Source organism: Kocuria sp. CPCC 205258 (assembly GCF_040981005.1).
Lineage (GTDB): Bacteria > Actinomycetota > Actinomycetes > Actinomycetales > Micrococcaceae > Kocuria > Kocuria rosea.
Genome location: NZ_JAVKPS010000005.1, coordinates 121,626 through 141,740, shown reverse-complemented (window position 1 = coordinate 141,740; position 20,115 = coordinate 121,626). Strand labels below are relative to the sequence as shown.

Annotated in this window: 26 protein-coding genes and 1 tRNA gene; 16 read left to right on the top strand and 11 right to left on the bottom strand. The window is 72.8% G+C overall.

The genetic code is table 11. From position 1 onward, the window contains the following. Positions 1 to 20: 20 nt before the first annotated feature. The 8 genes from RF644_RS10720 to RF644_RS10685 all read left to right on the top strand — a co-directional run bounded on the left by RF644_RS10720 (position 21) and on the right by RF644_RS10685 (position 8,874). Positions 21 to 1,145 (top strand): adenosine deaminase, encoded by a 1,125-nt coding sequence (locus RF644_RS10720; protein ID WP_368796607.1) that lies wholly within the window; start codon positions 21 to 23, stop codon positions 1,143 to 1,145. After that, positions 1,142 to 1,876, top strand: a complete 735-nt coding sequence (locus RF644_RS10715) for a MazG nucleotide pyrophosphohydrolase domain-containing protein (RefSeq protein ID WP_368796509.1) — start codon at positions 1,142 to 1,144, stop codon at positions 1,874 to 1,876. Before RF644_RS10720 ends, RF644_RS10715 begins: the two co-directional genes overlap by 4 nt. 185 nt (positions 1,877 to 2,061) lie before the next feature. After that, complete coding sequence (gene eno / locus RF644_RS10710) at positions 2,062 to 3,345, top strand: phosphopyruvate hydratase (RefSeq protein ID WP_109222558.1); 1,284 nt, start codon at positions 2,062 to 2,064, stop codon at positions 3,343 to 3,345. A gap of 127 nt (positions 3,346 to 3,472) precedes the next feature. Continuing rightward, the gene (locus tag RF644_RS10705) at positions 3,473 to 4,294 is read left to right on the top strand and encodes a septum formation initiator family protein (RefSeq protein ID WP_368796508.1); all 822 of its coding nucleotides are present in this window, start codon (positions 3,473 to 3,475) and stop codon (positions 4,292 to 4,294) included. 8 nt (positions 4,295 to 4,302) lie between these two features. After that, positions 4,303 to 4,905 (top strand): DUF501 domain-containing protein, encoded by a 603-nt coding sequence (locus RF644_RS10700; protein ID WP_260987152.1) that lies wholly within the window; start codon positions 4,303 to 4,305, stop codon positions 4,903 to 4,905. A gap of 35 nt (positions 4,906 to 4,940) precedes the next feature. Beyond that, on the top strand, positions 4,941 to 5,891 hold the full coding sequence (locus tag RF644_RS10695) for an exopolyphosphatase (protein ID WP_368796507.1): 951 nt from the start codon (positions 4,941 to 4,943) through the stop codon (positions 5,889 to 5,891). 34 nt (positions 5,892 to 5,925) lie between these two features. Beyond that, positions 5,926 to 7,389 (top strand): S8 family serine peptidase, encoded by a 1,464-nt coding sequence (locus RF644_RS10690; RefSeq protein WP_368796506.1) that lies wholly within the window; start codon positions 5,926 to 5,928, stop codon positions 7,387 to 7,389. A 75-nt stretch (positions 7,390 to 7,464) separates the two neighbouring features. Beyond that, a complete protein-coding gene (locus RF644_RS10685) occupies positions 7,465 to 8,874 on the top strand; it encodes an NAD(P)/FAD-dependent oxidoreductase (RefSeq protein WP_368796505.1) in 1,410 nt (469 codons plus the stop codon). Positions 8,875 to 9,014: 140 nt separating this feature from the next. On the opposite strand, the gene RF644_RS10680 is transcribed toward RF644_RS10685, so the two are convergent. Continuing rightward, complete coding sequence (locus RF644_RS10680; protein WP_368796504.1) at positions 9,015 to 9,260, bottom strand: hypothetical protein; 246 nt, start codon at positions 9,258 to 9,260, stop codon at positions 9,015 to 9,017. A gap of 288 nt (positions 9,261 to 9,548) precedes the next feature. Between RF644_RS10680 and RF644_RS10675 the strand changes: the two genes are divergently transcribed. Both RF644_RS10675 and RF644_RS10670 read left to right on the top strand, forming a co-directional pair. Continuing rightward, a tRNA-Leu gene (locus RF644_RS10675) sits at positions 9,549 to 9,622 on the top strand. Between the two features lie 36 nt (positions 9,623 to 9,658). Continuing rightward, the gene (locus RF644_RS10670; protein ID WP_368796503.1) at positions 9,659 to 9,931 is read left to right on the top strand and encodes a hypothetical protein; all 273 of its coding nucleotides are present in this window, start codon (positions 9,659 to 9,661) and stop codon (positions 9,929 to 9,931) included. A gap of 237 nt (positions 9,932 to 10,168) precedes the next feature. Here the strand turns inward: RF644_RS10670 and RF644_RS10665 are convergent, their stop codons facing one another. The 3 genes from RF644_RS10665 to RF644_RS10655 form a co-directional block, all read right to left on the bottom strand. Then, positions 10,169 to 10,621 carry a helix-turn-helix domain-containing protein gene (locus RF644_RS10665; protein WP_368796502.1) on the bottom strand — a complete coding sequence of 151 codons (453 nt, stop codon included), beginning with the start codon at positions 10,619 to 10,621 and terminating at the stop codon, positions 10,169 to 10,171. After that, entirely contained in the window at positions 10,618 to 11,187 is a 570-nt protein-coding gene (locus RF644_RS10660) for a hypothetical protein (protein WP_368796501.1), read from the bottom strand. The genes RF644_RS10665 and RF644_RS10660 overlap by 4 nt, the downstream gene beginning before the upstream one ends. A gap of 184 nt (positions 11,188 to 11,371) precedes the next feature. Continuing rightward, positions 11,372 to 11,575 (bottom strand): hypothetical protein, encoded by a 204-nt coding sequence (locus RF644_RS10655; protein WP_368796500.1) that lies wholly within the window; start codon positions 11,573 to 11,575, stop codon positions 11,372 to 11,374. A gap of 234 nt (positions 11,576 to 11,809) precedes the next feature. Between RF644_RS10655 and RF644_RS10650 the strand changes: the two genes are divergently transcribed. The 4 genes from RF644_RS10650 to RF644_RS10635 all read left to right on the top strand — a co-directional run bounded on the left by RF644_RS10650 (position 11,810) and on the right by RF644_RS10635 (position 13,769). Next, positions 11,810 to 12,214, top strand: coding sequence for a hypothetical protein (locus RF644_RS10650; RefSeq protein ID WP_368796499.1), 405 nt, complete (start codon positions 11,810 to 11,812; stop codon positions 12,212 to 12,214). A 111-nt stretch (positions 12,215 to 12,325) separates the two neighbouring features. Beyond that, a complete protein-coding gene (locus tag RF644_RS10645; protein ID WP_368796498.1) occupies positions 12,326 to 12,838 on the top strand; it encodes a hypothetical protein in 513 nt (170 codons plus the stop codon). Positions 12,839 to 12,877: 39 nt separating this feature from the next. Continuing rightward, positions 12,878 to 13,447 (top strand): dihydrofolate reductase family protein, encoded by a 570-nt coding sequence (locus RF644_RS10640; protein WP_368796497.1) that lies wholly within the window; start codon positions 12,878 to 12,880, stop codon positions 13,445 to 13,447. Positions 13,448 to 13,475: 28 nt separating this feature from the next. Beyond that, the gene (locus RF644_RS10635) at positions 13,476 to 13,769 is read left to right on the top strand and encodes a hypothetical protein (RefSeq protein ID WP_368796496.1); all 294 of its coding nucleotides are present in this window, start codon (positions 13,476 to 13,478) and stop codon (positions 13,767 to 13,769) included. Positions 13,770 to 13,817: 48 nt separating this feature from the next. On the opposite strand, the gene RF644_RS10630 is transcribed toward RF644_RS10635, so the two are convergent. The 3 genes from RF644_RS10630 to RF644_RS10620 all read right to left on the bottom strand — a co-directional run bounded on the left by RF644_RS10630 (position 13,818) and on the right by RF644_RS10620 (position 15,782). Continuing rightward, positions 13,818 to 14,294 carry a hypothetical protein gene (locus tag RF644_RS10630; RefSeq protein ID WP_368796495.1) on the bottom strand — a complete coding sequence of 159 codons (477 nt, stop codon included), beginning with the start codon at positions 14,292 to 14,294 and terminating at the stop codon, positions 13,818 to 13,820. Positions 14,295 to 14,331: 37 nt separating this feature from the next. Continuing rightward, complete coding sequence (locus tag RF644_RS10625) at positions 14,332 to 14,868, bottom strand: hypothetical protein (RefSeq protein ID WP_368796494.1); 537 nt, start codon at positions 14,866 to 14,868, stop codon at positions 14,332 to 14,334. A gap of 80 nt (positions 14,869 to 14,948) precedes the next feature. Then, positions 14,949 to 15,782, bottom strand: a complete 834-nt coding sequence (locus RF644_RS10620) for a hypothetical protein (RefSeq protein ID WP_368796493.1) — start codon at positions 15,780 to 15,782, stop codon at positions 14,949 to 14,951. A 150-nt stretch (positions 15,783 to 15,932) separates the two neighbouring features. On the opposite strand from RF644_RS10620, the gene RF644_RS10615 reads away from it, so the two are divergent. Beyond that, positions 15,933 to 16,220 (top strand): hypothetical protein, encoded by a 288-nt coding sequence (locus tag RF644_RS10615; protein WP_368796492.1) that lies wholly within the window; start codon positions 15,933 to 15,935, stop codon positions 16,218 to 16,220. Positions 16,221 to 16,413: 193 nt separating this feature from the next. Further along, positions 16,414 to 16,626, top strand: coding sequence for a hypothetical protein (locus tag RF644_RS10610; protein WP_368796491.1), 213 nt, complete (start codon positions 16,414 to 16,416; stop codon positions 16,624 to 16,626). Positions 16,627 to 16,647: 21 nt separating this feature from the next. Here the strand turns inward: RF644_RS10610 and RF644_RS10605 are convergent, their stop codons facing one another. The 4 genes from RF644_RS10605 to RF644_RS10590 form a co-directional block, all read right to left on the bottom strand. Further along, positions 16,648 to 17,721 carry an alpha/beta fold hydrolase gene (locus RF644_RS10605; RefSeq protein WP_368796490.1) on the bottom strand — a complete coding sequence of 358 codons (1,074 nt, stop codon included), beginning with the start codon at positions 17,719 to 17,721 and terminating at the stop codon, positions 16,648 to 16,650. Between the two features lie 112 nt (positions 17,722 to 17,833). Then, the gene (locus RF644_RS10600; protein WP_368796489.1) at positions 17,834 to 18,592 is read right to left on the bottom strand and encodes an MBL fold metallo-hydrolase; all 759 of its coding nucleotides are present in this window, start codon (positions 18,590 to 18,592) and stop codon (positions 17,834 to 17,836) included. A 266-nt stretch (positions 18,593 to 18,858) separates the two neighbouring features. Beyond that, entirely contained in the window at positions 18,859 to 19,044 is a 186-nt protein-coding gene (locus tag RF644_RS10595; RefSeq protein WP_368796488.1) for a hypothetical protein, read from the bottom strand. Between the two features lie 168 nt (positions 19,045 to 19,212). Next, complete coding sequence (locus RF644_RS10590; protein WP_368796487.1) at positions 19,213 to 20,046, bottom strand: hypothetical protein; 834 nt, start codon at positions 20,044 to 20,046, stop codon at positions 19,213 to 19,215. Positions 20,047 to 20,115: the final 69 nt, after the last annotated feature.

The following is a 20,115-nucleotide window of genomic DNA, read 5'->3' as shown; positions in this document are numbered from 1 at the left end:
CAGGGGCCGTCCCGACCGTGATGCTGACCTCCGCCGAACAGCACCCGGGCCGCGTGCCGGACCGGGTCCTGCGCGATCTGCCCAAGGTGTGCCTGCACGACCACCTCGACGGCGCCCTGCGCCCGGCCACGGTGGTCGAGCTGGCCGCCGCCGCCGGGCACCGGCTGCCGGCCGAGGACCCCGAGGCGCTGGGCCGGTGGGTGCGGGAGAGCGCCGACTCCGGCTCGCTGCTGCGCTACCTGGCGACCTTCGAGCACACGGTCGCCGTAATGCAGACCCCCGAGGCGCTCGTGCGCTGCGCCCGGGAGTACGTCGAGGACCTCGTGGCGGACGGGGTGGTCCACGCCGAGGTGCGCTGGGCCCCGGAGCAGCACACCGCCGGCGGCCTGTCGATGGCGGAGGCCGTCGAGGCCGTCCGGCTCGGGCTCTCGGAGGGCGTGCTGGCCGCGGAGGACGCGGGCCACATCGTGTCCGTCACCCAGATCCTCTGCGCCATGCGCCACGCCGAGCGCTCCCTCGAGGTGGCCCGCCTCGTGGTGGACAACCGGGACCGCGGCGTGGTGGCCTTCGACCTCGCGGGACCCGAGGACGGCTTCCCGCCCGCCCGCCACCGGGCCGCCCTCGAGCTGCTCGCGGACGAGCTGATGCCCGTCACCCTCCACGCCGGGGAGGCCGCCGGCATCGAGTCGATCCGGGACGCGCTGGCCACGGGCCGCGCCCTGCGCCTGGGCCACGGGGTGCGCATCGCGGAGGACATCGACATCGACTACCTGGAGGACGTCGCCGTCGTCGACCTCGGGCGCACGGCCGAGTGGGTCCGGGACCGGGGCATCGCCCTCGAGGTGTGCCCCACGTCCAACCTCCAGACCGGGGCCGTCGCGGCGTTCGGCGGCGGTCCCGAGCGGCACCCGGTGGACATGCTCTACCGGACCGGCTTCACGGTGACCATCTCCCCGGACAACCGGCTGATGAGCGGGACCACGGTCACGGACGAGCTGGCCCTGCTCGTGAAGCACTTCGGCTACGGGCTCGAGGACCTGGAGCGGTTGCAGCGCAACGCCGCGGCCGCCGCCTTCCTCCCGCTCGAGGACCGCACCGCCCTGGACGGGATGATCACCGACGGCTTCGAGGGGATGCACGCATGAGCCAGGGTCACGGCACCGACGACGTCGCGGCGGGGCTCGGCGTCCCGGAGCGGACCGGGCAGCGCTTCGCGGAGCTCGTGGCGGTCATGGACCGGCTGCGCTCCCCGGGCGGGTGCGCGTGGGACGGGCAGCAGACCCACGAGTCCCTCGTGCGCTACCTCGTGGAGGAGGCCTACGAGGTGGTCGAGGCCGTGGAGGCCGAGGGCGGGCCGGCGGCCCACGCCGGGCTGCTCGTCGAGGAGCTCGGGGACGTCCTGCTGCAGGTGGTCTTCCACTCCCGGGTCGCCCAGGAGCGCCCGCGCGCCGAGGGCGGCTTCGACGTGGCCGACGTGCTCGAGGCCATCACCGCCAAGCTGGTCCGCCGCCACCCCCACGTCTTCGACGCCGGCGCCACCGGGGACGTCGCGGGGGAGCAGACCCTCGAGCAGCTGCACTCCCGCTGGGAGGACCTCAAGCGGGCCGAGAAGCCCGAGCGGACCCGGCCCTTCGACGGCATCCCGCCGCACCTGCCGGCCCTGGCCCTCGCGGAGAAGACCCTCGCGCGGGCCCGCAAGCACGACCTCGAGCCGGCGGTCCCCGCCGCGGAGGAGCCCGGCGGCCCGCGCACCGAGGAGGAGCTGGGCGAGGCGCTGTTCGCGCTCGTGCGCTCCGCCTCCGCCCGCGGGCTCGACGCCGAGCGGGCCCTGCGCGGGGCCGCCCGCGCGTACGCCGCCGCCCGGAACGGGGACTGATCCCGTCACGGGCCGCCCCCGCGGCCGGCCACCGGCGCCGAGTCGCTAGGCTGGAGCCGCCGGGGGCGCCCGGCCCCGCCGGTGCGGACCCTCGGCCGGTGCCCCGCACCGGGGCCCCGACCGCCCCACCACGCACGTTCCACCCACGTCAGCGACAAGCTCAGCACCAACGTCAGGAGCAACCCATGGCCATGATCACCGCAGTGCACGCCCGCCAGATCCTCGACTCCCGCGGCAACCCGACCGTGGAGGTCGAGGTGCTGCTGGAGGACGGCAGCTACGGCCGGGCGGCGGTGCCCTCGGGCGCCTCCACCGGTGCCTTCGAGGCCGTCGAGCGCCGTGACGGCGACCAGAAGGTCTACCTCGGCAAGGGCGTCCTCGACGCCGTGAAGGCCGTCGACGAGGAGATCGCCGAGGCCGTGATCGGTCTCGACGCGACCGACCAGCGGCTGGTCGACCGCACCATGCTCGACCTCGACGGCACGGACAACAAGGGCAGCCTCGGCGCCAACGCCATCCTGGGCGTCTCCCTGGCCGTGGCCCGCGCCGCCGCCAACGCCTCCGACCTCGAGCTCTACAAGTACCTGGGCGGGCCCAACGCCCACGTCCTCCCGGTGCCCATGATGAACATCCTCAACGGCGGCTCCCACGCCGACTCGAACGTGGACATCCAGGAGTTCATGATCGCCCCGATCGGCGCCGCGACCTTCTCCGAGGCCCTGCGCACCGGCGTGGAGGTCTACCACTCCCTCAAGGGCGTGCTCAAGGAGCGCGGCCTGGCCACCGGGCTGGGCGACGAGGGCGGCTTCGCCCCGAACCTCGAGTCCAACCGTGCCGCCCTCGACCTCATCTCCGAGGCGATCGAGAAGGCCGGGTACACCGTGGGCACCGACGTGGCGCTGGCCCTGGACGTGGCCTCCTCCGAGTTCTTCGAGAACGGCAAGTACAGCTTCGAGGGCAAGCAGCTCAGCGCCGCGGAGATGACCTCCTACTACGAGGAGCTCGTGCGCGACTACCCGATCGTGTCCATCGAGGACCCGCTGGACGAGGACGACTGGGCGGGCTGGCAGGCCCTCACCGCGTCCGTGGGCACCCAGGTCCAGATCGTGGGCGACGACCTGTTCGTCACCAACCCGGAGCGGCTGGCCCGCGGCATCGACGAGGGCGCCGGCAACGCCCTGCTCGTGAAGGTCAACCAGATCGGCTCCCTCACGGAGACCTTCGACGCCATCTCCCTGGCCCAGCGGCACATGTTCCACTGCATGATCTCCCACCGCTCGGGCGAGACCGAGGACACCACGATCGCGGACATCGCGGTGGCCACCAACGCCGGGCAGATCAAGACCGGGGCGCCGGCCCGCTCCGAGCGCGTGGCCAAGTACAACCAGCTGCTGCGCATCGAGGAGGAGCTCGGGGACGCCGCGCGCTACGCGGGGGCCTCCGCGTTCCCGCGCTACACCGCGAAGTGACCACTGGCGGCTGACCGGCCCCGCCGGCCCGTCGTCGTGCGGGGGGAGCGGCCGTTCCCAGCGGCGGCCGCTCCCTCCGGGAGCGCTACACTGGTCCCCGTCCCCGCCCTTCCCCCGTGAGGTCGCCATGCCCGCTCCCCGCCCGTGCACCACCCGCCTGCTCGGCGGGCGCGACGCCGCGCCGGGCACCCGCGGGCGCGACGGCGGGACGGGCGGCGGCCCGGGCCACGGGCCGGGCGGCGGGTCCAGCGCCGTGGGATCGCCGGTCCCCGCCCGCACCTTCAGCGGGCGGTTCCTGATCCTCACCCTCGTGGCCGTGCTCATCGTGTTCCTGGCGGCGCCGACCACCAAGATCTTCCTCGAGCAGCGGGCGGAGATCGCCCAGCTCGAGCGCGCCATCGCCGCCATGGAGGCCCAGCAGGCCTCCCTGGAGGACCAGGTGGACCAGTGGTCGGACGAGACCTACGTCAAGCAGCAGGCCCGGGACCGGCTCCTCTACGTGATGCCGGGGGAGCGGTCCTACCTCGTGGTGGGCGCCGAGGAGATGGACGGCGCCGTGGTGGACTCCTCGGCGGCGCAGGTCGAGGCCGAGAAGCCCGCCTGGGTGGACGCCCTCTGGCAGTCCGTGGTGGCCTCCGCCTACGAGGACGCCCGTCCCGCGGCGGGCACCGGAGCCGCCGGGGACACGGACACCGGCGGGACTGCGGACGCCGGCAGCGAGGACGCGGACACCGCCCAGGACGCGGGCACCGACGCCGAGCCGGGCGGCACCGACGAGCCCGCGGCCCCCGGACAGCCGGGCAGCACGGACGAGCCCGGCGCGGGCCAGGACCCCGGCACCACCGAGCAGGCAGAGCAGACAGAGCAGAGCGTCCCGGCCGCCCCGGCGGACGGGGCCGGCGCGCCGCAGGACGCGGCGACGGACAGCCGCGGCAGCGCCGCGGAGTGAGGAACGGCGTGAACCCCCAGCACGGACACGAGCCCGGCGACCGGCCGGCCCCCGCACCCCGGGGACTCGGCGTGACGGCCGCGACGGTCGAGCCCACGGCCCTGGACCTCCAGGTGCTCTCCCGGCAGCTCGGGCGTCCCGTGCGCGACGTCGTCGAGATCCCGGCCCGGTGCACGTGCGGGAACCCGCTCGTGGCGGCCACCGCGCCGCGGCTGGCCAACGGCACCCCGTTCCCCACGGTGTTCTACCTGGCCCACCCCGTGATCACCGCGGCGGTGTCCCGGCTCGAGGCCGCCGGCCTGATGTACACGATGACGGACCGCATCGCCGAGGACGAGGCGCTGGCCGCAGCGCACCGGGCCGCGCACGAGGACTACCTCGCCGAGCGCGCCCGGATCGGTGCCGCGGCCGGCACCGGACCCGTCCCCGAGATCGAGGGCATCTCCGCCGGCGGCATGCCCGTGCGGGTCAAGTGCCTGCACGTGCTCGCCGGCCACGCGCTCGCGGCCGGGCCCGGCGTGAACCCGCTCGGCGACGAGACCCTCGCCGCCATCGCCGAGTGGTGGACCCCCGACGCCTGCCACTGTGACCCTGCCTGGCGCGAGGCCTGAGACCCACCCGCCCCCGACACCCCCGAGGACTCCCCATGCGCACAGGCGCCATCGACTGCGGCACGAACTCCATCCGACTGCTCATCGCCGACACCCGGGAGGAGCAGGGCCGCACGGTGCTCGACGACGTGGTGCGCGAGATGCGCGTGGTCCGGCTCGGCCAGGGCGTGGACGCCACCGGGTGGCTCGCCGAGGCGGCGCTCGAGCGCACGTTCGCGGCCACGGACGAGTACGCCCGGCTGCTGGCGGAGCACAGGGTGGAGCAGCTGCGCTTCGTGGCCACGAGCGCCACCCGCGACGCCGGCAACCGGGACGTCTTCCTCGCCGGGATCCGCGAGCGCCTCGGCGTGACCCCCGAGGTCATCAGCGGCGACGAGGAGGCCGAGCTGTCCTTCCGCGGCGCCGCGGCCGCCGTGGGCGGCACGGATCCGGAGGACCGGGTCCTGGTGGTCGACCTCGGCGGCGGGTCGACCGAGTTCGTGCTGGGCAACGCCCAGGGGGTGCGCGCGGAGCGCAGCGTGGACATCGGCTGCGTCCGCCTGACCGAGCGCCACCTCGGCTCCAACCCGCCCACCGCCGCCCAGCAGGAGGCCGTGCTGCGCGACGTCGACCACGCCGTGGACGTGGTCCTGCAGACCGTGCCCCTCGCGGAGGCGACCCACCTCGTGGGCGTCGCGGGCACCATCACGACCGTCACGGCGCACGCCCTCCGGCTGTCCGCCTACGACCCCGCGGCCATCGACGGCGCCGAGCTGCCCGCCGAGCGGATCGCGCAGGCGTGCCGGGAGCTCACGGCCATGACCCGCGCGGAGCGCGCCGCGCTGCCCTACATGCACGAGGGCCGTGTCGACGTCATCGGCGGCGGCGCCCTCGTGTGGCGGCGGATCGTCGAGCGGGTGGGCGCCGCCACCGGTGGACGGGTGGACTCGGCGATCGCGAGCGAGCACGATATTTTGGACGGGATCGCCCTGTCCCAGGTCGGCTGACCCGCCCGGACCCCCCCCCGACCCGGAAGGACACATGTCTTCCAGCGCACCCCGCCACCGCCACCCGCGCCACCGCGCCCTCACCCGGTGGGGCGCGGTGGGGGCGGCCTCGGCCGTGGTCGGCGCCGGCGCGCTGGTCCTGCCCGGGACGGGGCCGGCGCAGGCCCGGCCCCCGGAGCCCGGCCCCGCCCCCAGCATCCCGCTCGAGGACCCCGTCAGCGTGGCACCCACGCCCGGCGACGGCGCCACCCCCGCCCCGGACACCTCCCGCATCGCCGAGGACGGGATCCGTCCGCTGCAGTACTGGCTGGACGAGTACGGCGTGCGGGAGGCCTGGGCGGAGTCCACGGGGGAGGGCGTGCGCATCGCCGTCATCGACACCGGGGTGGACGGCTCGCACCAGGACCTGGAGGGCGCCGTGGTGGGCGGCACCGACGTCTCGGGCGGCGGTTCCGCCGACGGCCAGGAGGGTCTCGGCACCGAGCCCGAGCACGGGACCCTCGTGGCGTCCGTGGCCGCGGGCCGCGGCCACGTGCCTCCGGGCGGGCGGGACGACGACGCCCCGGGCCGGCCCGCCGGCATCGTGGGCGTGGCCCCGGACGCCGAGGTGCTCGCCGTGTCCACCTGGCTGGGCGACGAGAGCCCGGAGGTCCGCAGCGTCGACGAGCAGCTCCCGGACGCCGTCCGGTGGGCCGTGGACAACGGGGCGGACGTCATCAACATGTCGGTGGGCTCCAACGCCACCTCGTGGCCCGAGAGCTGGGACGAGGCCTTCCTCTACGCCGAGGAGAAGGACGTGCTCGTCGTCGCCTCCGCGGGCAACCGGGGGTCGGGGCTCGTCCAGGTCGGCGCCCCCGCCACCATCCCCGGCGTGCTGACGGTGGGCGGCGTGGGCCGCACGGGAGAGGCGAGCTGGGAGTCCTCCTCGCAGGGGATCTCGATCGCCGTGGCCGGCCCGTCCGAGGACATGGTGGGCGCCATCCCCGGCGACCGCTACGCCTCGTGGGCCGGGACGTCCGCGTCCGCCCCGGTCGTGGCCGGCACCGCCGCGCTGATCAAGGCGAAGTGGCCGGAGATGAGCTCCGCCCAGATCGCGAACCGCATCGTCTCCACCGCCCGGGACACCGGCTCGCCGGGCAAGGACCCGCTCTACGGGTACGGGGTGCTGGACGTCGAGGCCGCGCTCACGGAGGACGTCCCCGAGGTCGACCGCAGTCCCCTCGGCAGCATGGAGCAGTGGGTGCGAGTGCACCGCCGCGTCGCCGCGGCGACCCCCACGGCGGGCCCGGCCGAGAGCTCGGCGCCCGTCACGGAGGAGGTCGAGGCGGAGGTCGCCCCGCCCGAGCCCGTCGCCCCGATCGACGAGACCGGGCTGCTGCCCGTCGTGGTGCTCGCCGGGTTCGGGCTGCTCGTGCTGGGCCTCACGGCGGGTGCCGTGGTGCACATCCGCCGCATCGTGGCCGCCGACCCGGACGGGGGCCCGGGCGGCCGTCCCTGAGGCGTGCGCCGGAACACGGCGCGGAGGCCCCGGACGAGAACCGATATCGACAGCGTTCTGAGTAGACTCGGGGGCATGTCTTTCACTCAACTGGCCAAGGACCGTCCGCGCCTTCTGATCGTCGGCGGCGGCTACGTCGGCTTCACCGTGGCGCAGGAACTGCAGAAGCGGATCAAGGACTCCGGCGGAGTCGTGACCGTGGTGGATCCCAACCCGTACATGATGTACCTCCCCTTCCTGCCCGAGGTGGCCGGCGGCAACGTCTCCGCCCGCAGCGCGGTGGTGCCCCACCGGCAGCACCTCAAGGACTGCGAGATCGTCACCGGGCACGTGCTCGGGGTCGACCACGCGAACCGCACCGCGACCGTCAAGGGCATCGACGAGGGCGAGACCTTCGAGCTGACCTACGACGAGGTCGTCATCGCCGGCGGCTCCGTGACCCGCGCCTTCCCGATCGAGGGCCTCGCCGAGAACGGCATCGGCCTCAAAACCATCGAGGAGGCCGTGGCGGTGCGCAACTGGGTGCTCGAGCGCATCGAGGTCGCCTCCCTCACCACCGACGAGGAGGCCAAGCGCCGGGCGCTGACCTTCGTGGTGGTCGGCGGCGGCTACGCCGGCACCGAGACGATCGCCGAGATCGAGGACATGGCCCGCAGCGCCGTCGAGCGCAACGAGCGGCTCACGGTCTCCGACCTGCGCTTCGTGCTCATCGAGGCCATGGGCCGGATCATGCCCGAGGTCTCCGAGGAGCGCGCGGAGAAGGTCGTGGCGCACCTGCGCAGCCGCGGCATCGAGGTGCTGCTCAACACGTCGCTCGCCTCCGCGGTGGACAAGCACCTGAAGCTCGTCAACATGCAGGACAAGTCCCCGGCCGGCGAGTTCGGCACCGACACCCTCATCTGGACCGCCGGGGTGCAGGCGAACCCGCTCGTCAAGAGCACGGACTTCCCGCTCGACGAGCGCGGCCGCGTCCGTGCCGGGGCCGACCTGCGGATCACCGGCGACGACGGGCCCCTCGAGGGTGCCTGGGCCGCCGGCGACGTCTCCGCCGTCCCGGACCTCACCGGTGGGGGAGTCGGCGGGTACTGCGTCCCCAACGCCCAGCACGCGGTGCGCCAGGCGCACACGATGGCCAAGAACATCATGGCCTCCCGCGCGGGCAAGCCGCTCGAGGACTACTACCACGAGAACCTCGGCGCGGTCGCCGGGCTCGGTCTCTACAAGGGCGTGGCCAGCATCAAGGGCCTCCCCGGTCTGCCGGCGAAGGGCCTGGAGTTCTCCGGCGTCGCCGCGTGGGCGATGCACCGGCTCTACCACGGCTACGCGATCCCCACCGTGGACCGCAAGGCCCGCGTCTTCACCGAGTGGGCCCTGAACTTCGTGTTCGGCCGGGACACCACCACGCTGCGCCACGAGCGGGACCCGCGCACGCGGTTCCAGACCGCCGCCGGCAAGGCCCCCGCCCCGCGCAAGGCCAACCTCTGATCCGATCCGTCCACCGCTCGACCCCGTCCCGGCCACGTGCCGCGGCGGGGTCGAGCCGTTCCACGGGGCCGTGACGCCCCCGGCCCGGCCCGATGGCACCACGGTCCCGATGGCGACCGGCCTCGGCAGACCGCCGTCCGTCAGCCGGTGGTCCGGGGGTGGGCGATCTCGCGGGCGTCCAGCTCCACGCTCAGCTCCTGGTGGCGCTCGAGCGTGACCGGGTGGGCACCGGACGCGCTGCCGAGGTACTCGAGGTCGAGCTGCCGGCCGACCCTGCTGTGCAGGACGTGCAGCTCGGCCAGGGACAGCTCGGTCAGGTCGGCCGGGAACTCGTCCTCCGGCGCCAGGTAGGTCCTGCCGGTGGGCCGGGCGACGACGTCGCTCATGCCGCGGTCGTCCGGCACGGCGTCGGGGTGCACCCGCACGGGGCGGGGGCCGGGGGACGTCCGGATCCCGGCGGAAGCCGGTGGGACGGGAGAACGGGGTGGTGCACGGGGGCAGCCTCCTGCGGATGCGACGACATCGCGGCCGGCTGCTCGACCACCGTGCCAGCGTACTGGATCCCGCGCCCGGCCGACAGGCGCGGTTCCCGGCCGCGGCCCCGGCCCGTCCTGGTGGTGGGAGCGGGACGAGGCGATAGGGTGGGCGGCGTCCCGGTGACGCGTCCGGGACGGGCCCCCATAGCCCAATCGGCAGAGGCAGCGGACTTAAAATCCGCTCAGTGTCAGTTCGAGTCTGACTGGGGGCACGAAGAATCGTTGGCAATCCGCCCAGACTGGCGGAGTTGCTCACCGTCACTTGGGGCCGATTCGCCATTTGGCCTCCATTTTCGACATGGAATCTGCACCAGAGGCGGCTCGAGGTCCGGTGGGAGCGCGTTCTGCGGTCGCCATCCGACTGGCAGTCCAAAAAGCACTCCACCAGGCTCGACGCGAGGCTCGACGCCGACGATTTCCACCATGAGGTCATTCTGGCCGAGCATTGCTACCGGGTGCTGCTCGCCGTCTCGGCCGCGCTGTTCCTGGCCGCCGGCGGCTTCCTGATGTCCCGGGACTGATCGCCTTCGCCTCGGCCGGCTCCGTGGCGGCCCCAGCTGGGAAGCAGGGCCGCCACGGGCGGCGCGCGCCGACAGGGGCGTTGCGTGCTGCGCGGCCACGCCCCCCGACGTGGCCTGCGCTGTGTCGGGCCGCTCGTGAGCTGCTCACCGACAGCTTCAGCTTAGAGAGCCTGACCGCACCCCGGCAGCCCCACTTCTGTGCACAAGCATGTGGTGCTACGACGCCGATTGCCTGGACTACTTCGGCGCCTCGACGATCCGCAGGCCCGGAACATCCTCGGCGACTTGGTAGGCGACGGCCCGCCACCACCTGGCCGTGAGCGGCAACGGTGCGCCCGGCAGATCGAGGGCCGGCATGTCGGCGTCGCGGTCGTAGACCTCGAAGACCGGGTCGGGCCCGGCGTGCTCGAGCAGGTGGGCGGCCAGGTGATCTGCGACCTCGGCGGTGTACGCCTCGATCCGTTCCGCGTCCTCGCGCACCCCGTCGGGGATGGGACGCCGGCCCGACTCCCAGTCGTCAACCGAGCGCACCCCGACGTTCAGGGCCGCGGCGAGCTGCTCGCGCGACAGGCCGAGTGCCTCGCGCACGACCTTCAGCTCGATCGGCGTCATCCGCCCGTCGGCCGGCGACTGCACCGCGGGCAGCGACTGCGGGCGGGACTGTGCCCAGGCGGCCAGGTCCTCGCTCATGAGCTCTTCACCGTCTGCCCGGTGTCGTCGTCGGGGTGGGCGGCGCCGAAGGCCCAGTTCCACGGGGTGGTCAGGAAGTCGTAGGCGTCCTGCGGGAAGCCGTCGGCGTCGATCAGGTCCCGGGCGGCGAGGGCGATCAGGGCGTGGGCCACGGGCATCTGAAAGCTGGTGGCGGTGGCTTCGGCGGCGCGCTCCAGGGCGTCTCCGGACGGGGGAGCGGAGTCGGGGCGGGTGTGCCGGCGCATCAGGAGGAACAAGTCGGTGGCGATCGCCTGCGACAGGCTCCGCCACGACCCGAGGATCAGGTCCAGGGCGTCCTGGCGCCCGGCGGCGGCCACGGCGCCGACCGCCAGCTTCACGGCAGCCTGACCGAGCGCGTCGTAGTCCACCTCGACGGGAGTGTTGTCGGTGACGAACTTCTGGTGCAGCTCGGAAGCCTTACGCAGCGCCTGCGACTGCTCGAGGCCGATGTCCGCAGCCTTCTCGAAGACGGCATGGACCTGCGGGCCCTGGGCGCCGGCCGCGGCGACGAGGATCTCAGGGTTCTGCCAGGTGGGGGTGCTCATCGCGCGGTGCTCCTCGGGGAGTCGGAGGCGGTGAGCGACGTGTTCGCCCGGTGCCTGCTGGTCGCACCGTAGCAGTCGTCCCGACGGCGACAACGAGCCTTCAAGAGCCGGTAAGCGTCTGGCCGCGTTCGCTGCTCGAGCCGAAGGATTGCTCGAGAGATGTCCTCGAAACGCTTCCGGCCCCCTAGGAGGCGCGGACCTTCAGCGCGTCCTCGGCGTTGAAGTCATCAGGGCCCACCGGCCAACGGCAAACCTCGCCGTCCAGGTCGGAACCGAGCCGGCCCAGCGGCAGCGGGTCCATCACGGAGAGCATCTTCGCCTCGGCGGCGAAGCGGGTGGGACCGGGGACGTTCACCGCGACGCGGCCCGTGGCCCGGATCTTCAGCACCAGCAACCTTCCGGTCTCGAAGCAGTACTCCCCATCCACCTCGACACCCGTCACACCTCCGCTACCGCAGCCGACCCGCACGACCTGAGGGCCGCGAGCAGGAGAGCATTTCGTGCTCGAACACCGGCGCGGAGACACCTGCCCTACCGGGCGTGGCCTCAGCCCCTCGGCGCGCCCTCCGTGAGACGGTCGAAGGCATCAGAGGCTTGTGTCGGTGAAGCGAAGGAGCAGATGATGACCCGGTGCACGCGCGCGATGCTGGCGGTGACGATCGCTCTCGTCGTCGCTGGTTGCTCGCAGGACTCGGTCGACCTGTACGCCGGCGAGCAGACCGAGGACGACACGCTTCCCGCGGAGATCGATGCCGCGGAGTACGGCTGGGATGCCGACAGCTCTCGGTTGCTGGCCATCCACGAGGGCGCCGAGTTCTACCTCGTGGCCGGGGAGGAAGGCGACTGCCTGCTCACCTACGACCCGACGGCAGCCGGGGACTGGGTCGCTGGTTGCACTCCCGGCGGGCGCGTGGGCACCAGCGGGCAGTTGGGCATCAAGGCGGACTTCGCGCCGGCCGGCCTTCCGGGGGAGGAACCAGAGGGATGGGTGCGCCTGACCCCGCAGCTGCAGATCGCGACCAGCTGATCCAGTCGTGTCGCGGCGACAGACTGCGTGCCGCCGGCGGTCGTGCGGAAGGTGGGCCGTTGTTCCGGGACCGGGCCTATCCTCGGCCCGTGTGGTCGGCGATCATGAGGCATGGCCGAGCACGCAGACCCGGAGGAGACACCGCAGTTCGTCACGTTCCAGCCGCGGCGGATCCGGATCGCGATCGCCGTCGTGTTCCTCGTACTGATCGTGGTTGCGGCCGAGCTCGTGCCGGAGGGACCGTATCTGCTGACGACCGGACCTGTCTTCGTAGTCGGCTACACAGCGCTCTCGTTCGCTGTGCATCGATCGGTCGTCCTCAGTCTGGGGGACCACGCCGTGGAGATCCGGCAGGGCTGGCGCAAGCAGCAGCAGATCCCGTACGAGCAGATCACCAAAGCAGCCGTCGGGCCGCGCACCGAGTGGTGGCGCATCGGCCGGCGCCGAATGGACGACGGGGCCACCGGCTACCTGATGGGCGGGCCCAGCGTTCGCATCAGCACCGGGTTGGAGTCGGTGGTGGTCTCGGCCGAGGAGTCCTACCGAGTCGTCGGGGCGATCCAGCGGAAGCGCGAGCACGCCGCCGCGGCACGAAGTTCGGACACCGAGCAGGCCGAACGCTGAGACAACCGCGACGGCGCCACAGCAAGGGAGAGCAACGAGATGAGACCACTTCGATACTCGATCAACGTCACGCTCGACGGCTGCTGCCATCACGAGGCCGGGCTTCCCCCGGACGAGGAGTCGATGCGCTACTGGACCGCTGAGATGGAGCGAGCCGATGCCCTGCTGTTCGGCCGGGTGACCTACGAGATGATGGAGTCGGCGTGGCGGAAGCCGGCCACGGGCACGTGGCCGGACTGGATGGACGAGTGGGAGATCCCGTTCGCCGAGGCCATCGACCGGGTGAAGAAGTACGTCGTGTCGAGCACGCTGAGCGAGGTCGATTGGAATGCCGAGCTGGTGCGAGGCGATGTGGGGCAAGCGGTTCAGCGGCTCAAGCAGGAGCCGGGCGAGGGTCTGTGGGTGGGCGGCGTGACGCTCCCGACGGCGTTGGCGGACCTGGGGCTGATCGACGAGTACGAGTTCGTGGTGCAGCCGGTTCTTGCCGGACACGGGCCGACGCTGCTCGCCGGTCTGCGCGAGCGCATCCAGCTCGAGCTCGTGGACCGCCATGAGTTCCGGTCGGGAGCGGTCGCCCAGCGATACCGGCCCACCCGAGTGACGGCCTGACGACCCGAGCCAGGACAGCGGCCGGCCGATGCCCGGGTACTGGGAGGAGCACCACGACCAGACGCCGGAGCACGTGCCGCACCTGCCGGTGACCGGCACGGTGCGCACCATCCAGGCGTTGCACTACGCCTTCGCCGAGGGCGCGAACCCTGGCGAGATGATCATCCGACCCGACAGCGAAGTGGCCGTGGAGCTCGACGCCGTTCCCGGCGCCGGCAGGCAGCTGCCGGGGCGCACGCGGGAGCACGAGGTGCTGGCCTACCGGGTGCAGCTGGAGGTCGCCGACGACGCGGAGCTGCCGGCCTACGTGCTGGACGAGTAGGCCTTGCTCGTTCCGGTCATCGGGTCGTCGACCGGTGCGGCAGGTGCGCTATTCGGGTGCAGTCGTTGGTGCGGCGGACACGCCCCAGAAGGCCTCGTAGCCCTCGGCTTCAGCTGCCACCGTGACCGTCTCCGGCGTCGTGTCGTCGGGGGCGCCGAGCTGCACGGTCGTGGTCACCGGTGAGCTCGCGCAGTCCCCTTCGCCGTAGGACCCGTGTTCCCCGCTCAGACTGATCCGTCCGGAGGATCGATCGGCGTCAGCCCCCGGGTCAGCCGGTGCGCACGCCATCGTGACCGCGTACCACCCGGGCTCCACATCGGTCGTCGAACCGGTGGCGCGACTGCCGTCGGTGCCGGTGCTGCCGGCGATGGAGAATCCTCCCTCGGCGACGGCAGGAAGGGTGTTGGCCGCCCACGTTTCGAGGTCGACCGAGGGAGCCGATGAGGACTCCGTCGACGGGCCGCAGGCTGTGACCATCAGCAGCACAGCGGCGGCAGCCAGGGCTGCGGACGTACGGCTTGTCATGTCCGTCACCCTAGTGCCCCGCCGGGGCAGCAGGCCGTCAGCCGGTGCGCTCGGCGGCGTGCAGGGCGTCCAGGTAGGCCCAGGCGCGGCGGGCGCGGAGGGCCGGGACCACTGCGATCAGCATCATCAGGGCGGCGGTCACCGCCCACCACGTCTCGGTGCGCAGGATCCAGACGGCGACGACGCCGGCGATCCCGGCCACGATCGTGGTCGCCGACTCCAGCTGAGTGCAAGCCAGCACCCCGGCGGCGACGCGGGTGCTCGGATCGTCCGGGACCAGACCGGAGGAGGCGGTGATCCCGATCGATCGGCGCAGCGGTCCCTTGTCCTGGTGGACGTCGAGGCGGGCACGGGGCGCCTGGACGAGGCGCTGCACGATGAGCGCCAGTCCCAGGAGCAGAGCCGGTCCGAAGGTGACCCAGGGGCTGCGTGCGGTACCGCTGTCGTCCAGTCCCCAGTGGACCAGGGCTGGGAACCCGACCGTGAGCACGGCAGCCGCCGGCACGGCGCGGGCGAGGACCTGGCCGCCGGTCGGCACGGGCCCCTCGGCGGTCTGCTGGGCGGACTCGTTCATGGTGCCGAGGCTACCGGCCCCCTCCGGGCGCCGGCGCGCACGGCCACGAGGCCGGCGGCCGAGATCGTGACGCCGGCGGGTCATCGCAGGAGGTTCCGCTGCAGCCACAGGGTGCACCACATCTTCAGTCGCAGCTCGTCCCAGCCGGGGACGTCGACGATCAGGGCGGCGGGTCCGTACCGGTGGACCGATACGACGCCGTCGCGATCGCACAGCTCGGAGATCAGCAACGGCACGATCTCCGGGCGCTCGGCCGGGATGTCTTCGCGCAGGCCCAGGTCGAAGCAGTCGAGCTCGGCGACGACCGTCACCAGCGGCTCGTCGACGGCAGCGGCCTCCGGTCCTCGCCCGTTCAGGGCGTCGACGGTCCGCTGGACGTGGGTGCGCATCTCGGTGCCGGACATCGGATCGCGGCTGTGGGCCGACTGGTAGACGCTGTAGAGCGGCAGGGCCGGCAGGAAGATCTGGTGGTGGTCCGAGGCGAGCACCGGGTAGTTCAGCAGCGGGTGGTCACTGATGCGGTGCTCACCGACCTGCCAGGACGCAGCGGGGACCGCTGCGGTCAGGAGCTGGCCGAGGTAGGTGGCGAAGCCGTCGACGAGTGCGATCGTGGCGGCCGGTGGGTGCGGGTCCACGAGTCTTCCGTGGCGTGCCCAGGACGGCCAGGAGGGGCGGGTGGCGTCTTCTTCCAGTGACCGCGGGTCGACGCCGAGCCGCGCGGCCCGAGCGGTGAGCCATGCCCACAGCGGGGAGACGGAGTAGAGGGACCCGTCGAGCGTCTCACGCGTGTCCAAGCCGGCGCCGGTCAGTGCTGCGCGAAGCCTCTCCAGGGCCGGTTCGCGTTCGGCGAGGTAGACGTCGAGGGCGTCGGCGGTCTGGCGCGCGTCCATCGACTCGTACGGCTGGTCTCCCATGGGCGTGACCCTACTGCCGGGTTCGCAAGCTGCGGAACCTCCGGTGCGCTTCGCGGCCAGCCGACCCCGGCGGATCGTGTCGAAGACTCCCGGCTGCGTCTTCGGACTGGGACGGAGTCCGCACACATGGAGTGCATGAGGAGCCTTCGCATGAGCGCCACCGAGCGCCTGGAGCAGCTGCGGGACGTCGTCGCAGCACACGAGCGAGCCCCGTCACGCCGCACCGGCCACCAGGAAGAGCGGTCCCTCGGGGAGCAGGTCGCCAAGCACACGAACCCCGAGGGCCCCACTGGTGACGCGGTGCGCGGCCTGCCGGACAACGAGAAGAGGGCAACCCCGGCGACCCAGCTGGAGGACCACCAGAAGTTGTGCACCAAGCACATGCGGCCCCGATGCCGGGGACGAACGTGCAGCGGGAGCAGGCGCAGTTCGCCCTGACCCACGGCGTTGCGCGCCCGGTGCGCTCCGCGCGCTGGTGGTCGTGTGAGAGCTCTATCGCCACCGGGGTGCCCCGGTGCACAATCTGATCACGCGAGGACCTCGTGAGCGCTCCACCGGCCTGACGGGATCCTCGATCATCCGCCCGCCGAGCCCGGCGATCGGCCGGAGAGAACCAGGGAGGGGAGCCGCGATGAGCGACGACGAGTGCCCGGACTGCGAGTACGGGACGGTGGCCCGTTACCGGGTGCAGGCCACCGGCGCGCTCGTCCACGTCTGCGACGAGTGCGACGCGCTGTGGGAGGACGGCGACGACCGGACGGAGCCGTCGGCGACCACGGTCGACCAGTACCTGAACCTGCGCGGGCTGCCGCTGCTGTGGAGCGGGCTGGTGTCGGCAGTCTGAGCCGGGCAGCGGCCGGTGCGTTCAGGCGGCAGACGCCGGTGCGGCGCTACAGGCTCCGTTCCGGGCAACGATGTCGCGATTGTCGAGGAACGCGGTGATCCTGGTGGCGATCTCGGGGGAGCGGGTCCAGTGCAGGTAGTGAGGCCCGTCGAGCACCTCGAGCTCGTGATCGTCCACGCCCTGCAGCTGCTCTTCGTGGGAGGCGAGCCAGTCGGGGGACTCGTCCACGGTGTCCTGGGCCAGCAGCATCAGCACGGGCAGGTCAGCCGGCAATCCCACGTCCTCCAGCTGCTGGGCGTTGTCCCCGATCCGCCGGGTTTCGTCGGCCACGGCCGGGTTGGCGAAGTTCCAGATGGTCATCCGGTGGATCTGCTCCCTCTCCTCTGCCGTGTGATCCGTCGTCTCGGGCAGGGCGAGGTCGGGGGCTGCCAGCAGCACCCAGCGGAGCAGCCCGGTGGAGGAGGCCACCCGGTCCCACGGGATGCCCCCGCTGGCCGGGGCGCCGGCCTGTGCCGCGGCGAAGGCGGGCACGGTGGTGTCAATCCCGACGACCGCCGAGACCTCGCCGGGATACCGGTCGACGTAGTCGAGGAGGTAGAACCCGGCCAGGGAGTGACCGGCGAGCACGTACGGGGCCTCGACCCCGGTGGCCTCCAGAGCGGAGTGGAGCTCCTGGGAGATGTTCTCGACGGTCCGCTCCGGGCCGGTCATGTCCGCGTAGCCGTAGCCGAACCCCTCGACGACCACCACCCGGCAGCCGTCGAGCTCCCGGACCAGCGGGGCGAAATCCAGCGCCGGGGCCGGGGTGCCCAGCCCGGGGAGCAGCACGACGGTGGGACCGTCCGCGGCGTGGTCCACAACGTTGACCGACCCCCCGTCCACCGCCACCCGCTGTCCGTAGGGATCGGTGCTGGTGCGCTCGTACTGGGTCAGGGCGAGGTTGAGCCCTGCCGAGACGAGCACCAGCACCAGGAGGGCCAGAGCGGCGAACCCGGCGAGGCGTGCGAGCCGACGCCACCAGTGGCGTTCTGGCCGGTTGGTGCGCGGGATCGGGTTGGTGCCCGCTGATTCATCCTGGTGGCGGTGCGAGGCCATGCCGTGCTCCGAGCGCAGGGGGACAGGTGCTTGGCGCGAGCGTATTCACGTCCTCGTGGTGCGACAACGACATGGCGCATCGTGACGGCTGTCGAGGCGGGGACGGGGCGTCTCAGTGGATCGACAGACGCCGGCCGGCCGGCACGCGCAGGTGCGGGCCGTGGCCAGGTGCCAGGACGTCGAAGTCCGTGTCGGAGAGCAGCCGGACCGCGGCGCGCGAAGCGGTCGGCAGATCGTGGTGGAACGGGTCGGCGAGAAGCTGCGGGACACCGTGCTTCTCGGCGACCATGTGGTCGGTGATCACCGCGTCGCCGGAGGCGAGCACTCCGGTGCCACCGATGAGGTAGGAGGTGTGCCCGGAGGTGTGTCCGGTGGTCGCCACCGGGCGCGGGCTCCCGGGGACGTCCAGGGCGGTCGCGTCGGGGGTGAAAGAAGTGAGGGCCTCGGGGTCCACGGTGACGTCCTTGAGGCCGCCGACCCGGATGGCGTGGATGCTCCAGGTGAGCCACTTCCACGAGCGGGCAGCCCGGGGGAGGGACTCCTTGGGCCCGATCTGCTCGCGGGCGGTGCCGGTCATGTTCGGCACCTCGGCGGCCGAGCAGTGCACCGGGACGCCGGCGGCGACGAAGCGGTCCAGGGTGCCGATGTGGTCGGCGTGGGCGTGGGTGATGACCACGGCGTCGGGCAGACCTGTCACCCCGGCCGCCCGCAGGGAGGCGTCGACGAGCGTGCGGTCACCGGGGTAGCCGCAGTCGATCAGGGTGCAGCTGCTGCCTTCGCGCAGGATCAGCCAGTTGGCGGCGGGGCCGGTCACCAGGGTGGTGCCGGAGCCCAGATCGTGCAGGTTCTCCGCGGTGGTCCATCGGGTCATGCGGCTCGAAGCTCCTGGGGGAAGGCGGTGGTGGCGCTGTGCAACGAGCCTACCGGGATGGTTGCCCGGGGCCGGTCGGCCACCATGGCCGTGCCCGGACGGCGTACCCGGGCCGCCGGCTGCTCTGCCGGCCGGCACCGACCGGATCCGAGCGCCTGCTCGTACGCGCACAGGACGATCATGGCGACCCTCAGTGGGCCGACCACGGGCAGCCGCCGCACCATGCGCCGGAAACACTCCGCCGCGGCGACTTCGCCGGTCCTGCGTCATCGGGACGCCTCCATCCCCGGGTCGCGGCGGGGCCGGGCGTCCCAGGCCATCCGGGCCCCCAGGAACACGGCGCCGATGCCCGTGATGAGCCAGTCCCACTCGCCGAGAACCAGACGGATCCCGATGACCCAGGCGATGAGAATGACGACGTCCAGCGTCAGCAGCCTGACCCGTCTCGACAAGGTGGACCTCCCGGATCGCCGTCGTGGTCCTCGCATCGTGCCACGCAACGACCAGAACGGTCTGATCCCTCATTCGGTGACCGCGGTGTGCAGCGTCAGCGGGTCCAATTCCTCCCCGGTGGGGGAACGAGCGGTCCAGGCGGTCGAGCACCTGGCCGGAGGTGGGTCTCAGCGCGGCAGGTGGCGCTGCAGCCACAGCGTGCACCACAGCTTCAACCGCAGCTCGTCCCAGCCGGAGACGTCCACGACCAGCGCGGCGGGCCCGTACCGGTGCACCGACTCGACGCCGTCGCGGTCGCACAGCTCGTCGATCAGCTGCTCCACGACCTGCGGGTGCAGGGTCGGGATGTCCTCGCGCAGCCCCACGTCGAAGCAGTCGACCTCGGCGACCACCGTCACCAGCGGCTCTTCGACGGCGGCGGCCTCCGGGCCCTCGCCGTGGAGGGCGTCCACGGTCCGGCGGATGTGGGCGAGCATCTCCGTCCCGGTCATCGGGGCGCGCCCGTGGGCGGACTGGTAGGCGCTGTAGAGCGGGATGCCGGGGAGGAAGACCTGGTGGTGGTCCGAGCCCAGCACCGGGTAGTTGAGCAGCGGGTGGTCGGCGATCAGGTGCTCGCCGACCTGCCAGGTCGCCTCCGGCGCCGCGTCGCCGACGAGCTGCCCGAGGTAGGAGACGAAGCCGTCCAGCAGCGCGATGGTGGCGGCCGGCGGGTGCGGGTCCACGAGCTTGCCGTGCCGGGCCCAGCTCGGCCACGCCGGGCGGGTGGGGTCCTCGGTGAGAGGACGCGGGTCCACGCCGAACTCGGAGGCCCGGGCGCTGATCCAGGCCCACAGCGGGGACACGGAGTAGAGGGAGCCGTCGAGCATCTCGTCGGGCTCCAGGCCGTGCTCGGCCAGTGCCGCGCGCAGGCGCTCCAGCGCCGGACCGCGCTCGGCGAGGTACGCGTCGAGCGCGTCCGCGGCCTGGCGCGCCGTCATCCACTCGTACAGCAGAGTCCCCATGGCCGTGACTCTACTGCCGGGAGGCCGGTGGCGGGACCGGTGGGGCGGCCGGCGCGTGCACTCCAGAAC

Bases quoted from the DNA above. Each gene is read 5' to 3' on its own strand.
- RF644_RS10720 (WP_368796607.1), top strand. From the start codon at position 21: ATGCTGACCTCCGCCGAACAGCACCCGGGCCGCGTGCCGGACCGGGTC.
- RF644_RS10715 (WP_368796509.1), top strand. From the start codon at position 1,142: ATGAGCCAGGGTCACGGCACCGACGACGTCGCGGCGGGGCTCGGCGTC.
- eno (WP_109222558.1), top strand. From the start codon at position 2,062: ATGGCCATGATCACCGCAGTGCACGCCCGCCAGATCCTCGACTCCCGC.
- RF644_RS10705 (WP_368796508.1), top strand. From the start codon at position 3,473: ATGCCCGCTCCCCGCCCGTGCACCACCCGCCTGCTCGGCGGGCGCGAC.
- RF644_RS10695 (WP_368796507.1), top strand. From the start codon at position 4,941: ATGCGCACAGGCGCCATCGACTGCGGCACGAACTCCATCCGACTGCTC.
- RF644_RS10690 (WP_368796506.1), top strand. From the start codon at position 5,926: ATGTCTTCCAGCGCACCCCGCCACCGCCACCCGCGCCACCGCGCCCTC.
- RF644_RS10685 (WP_368796505.1), top strand. From the start codon at position 7,465: ATGTCTTTCACTCAACTGGCCAAGGACCGTCCGCGCCTTCTGATCGTC.
- RF644_RS10680 (WP_368796504.1), bottom strand. From the start codon at position 9,260: ATGAGCGACGTCGTCGCCCGGCCCACCGGCAGGACCTACCTGGCGCCG.
- RF644_RS10665 (WP_368796502.1), bottom strand. From the start codon at position 10,621: ATGAGCGAGGACCTGGCCGCCTGGGCACAGTCCCGCCCGCAGTCGCTG.
- RF644_RS10660 (WP_368796501.1), bottom strand. From the start codon at position 11,187: ATGAGCACCCCCACCTGGCAGAACCCTGAGATCCTCGTCGCCGCGGCC.
- RF644_RS10650 (WP_368796499.1), top strand. From the start codon at position 11,810: ATGACCCGGTGCACGCGCGCGATGCTGGCGGTGACGATCGCTCTCGTC.
- RF644_RS10645 (WP_368796498.1), top strand. From the start codon at position 12,326: ATGGCCGAGCACGCAGACCCGGAGGAGACACCGCAGTTCGTCACGTTC.
- RF644_RS10640 (WP_368796497.1), top strand. From the start codon at position 12,878: ATGAGACCACTTCGATACTCGATCAACGTCACGCTCGACGGCTGCTGC.
- RF644_RS10635 (WP_368796496.1), top strand. From the start codon at position 13,476: ATGCCCGGGTACTGGGAGGAGCACCACGACCAGACGCCGGAGCACGTG.
- RF644_RS10630 (WP_368796495.1), bottom strand. From the start codon at position 14,294: ATGACAAGCCGTACGTCCGCAGCCCTGGCTGCCGCCGCTGTGCTGCTG.
- RF644_RS10625 (WP_368796494.1), bottom strand. From the start codon at position 14,868: ATGAACGAGTCCGCCCAGCAGACCGCCGAGGGGCCCGTGCCGACCGGC.
- RF644_RS10620 (WP_368796493.1), bottom strand. From the start codon at position 15,782: ATGGGAGACCAGCCGTACGAGTCGATGGACGCGCGCCAGACCGCCGAC.
- RF644_RS10615 (WP_368796492.1), top strand. From the start codon at position 15,933: ATGAGCGCCACCGAGCGCCTGGAGCAGCTGCGGGACGTCGTCGCAGCA.
- RF644_RS10610 (WP_368796491.1), top strand. From the start codon at position 16,414: ATGAGCGACGACGAGTGCCCGGACTGCGAGTACGGGACGGTGGCCCGT.
- RF644_RS10605 (WP_368796490.1), bottom strand. From the start codon at position 17,721: ATGGCCTCGCACCGCCACCAGGATGAATCAGCGGGCACCAACCCGATC.
- RF644_RS10600 (WP_368796489.1), bottom strand. From the start codon at position 18,592: ATGACCCGATGGACCACCGCGGAGAACCTGCACGATCTGGGCTCCGGC.
- RF644_RS10590 (WP_368796487.1), bottom strand. From the start codon at position 20,046: ATGGGGACTCTGCTGTACGAGTGGATGACGGCGCGCCAGGCCGCGGAC.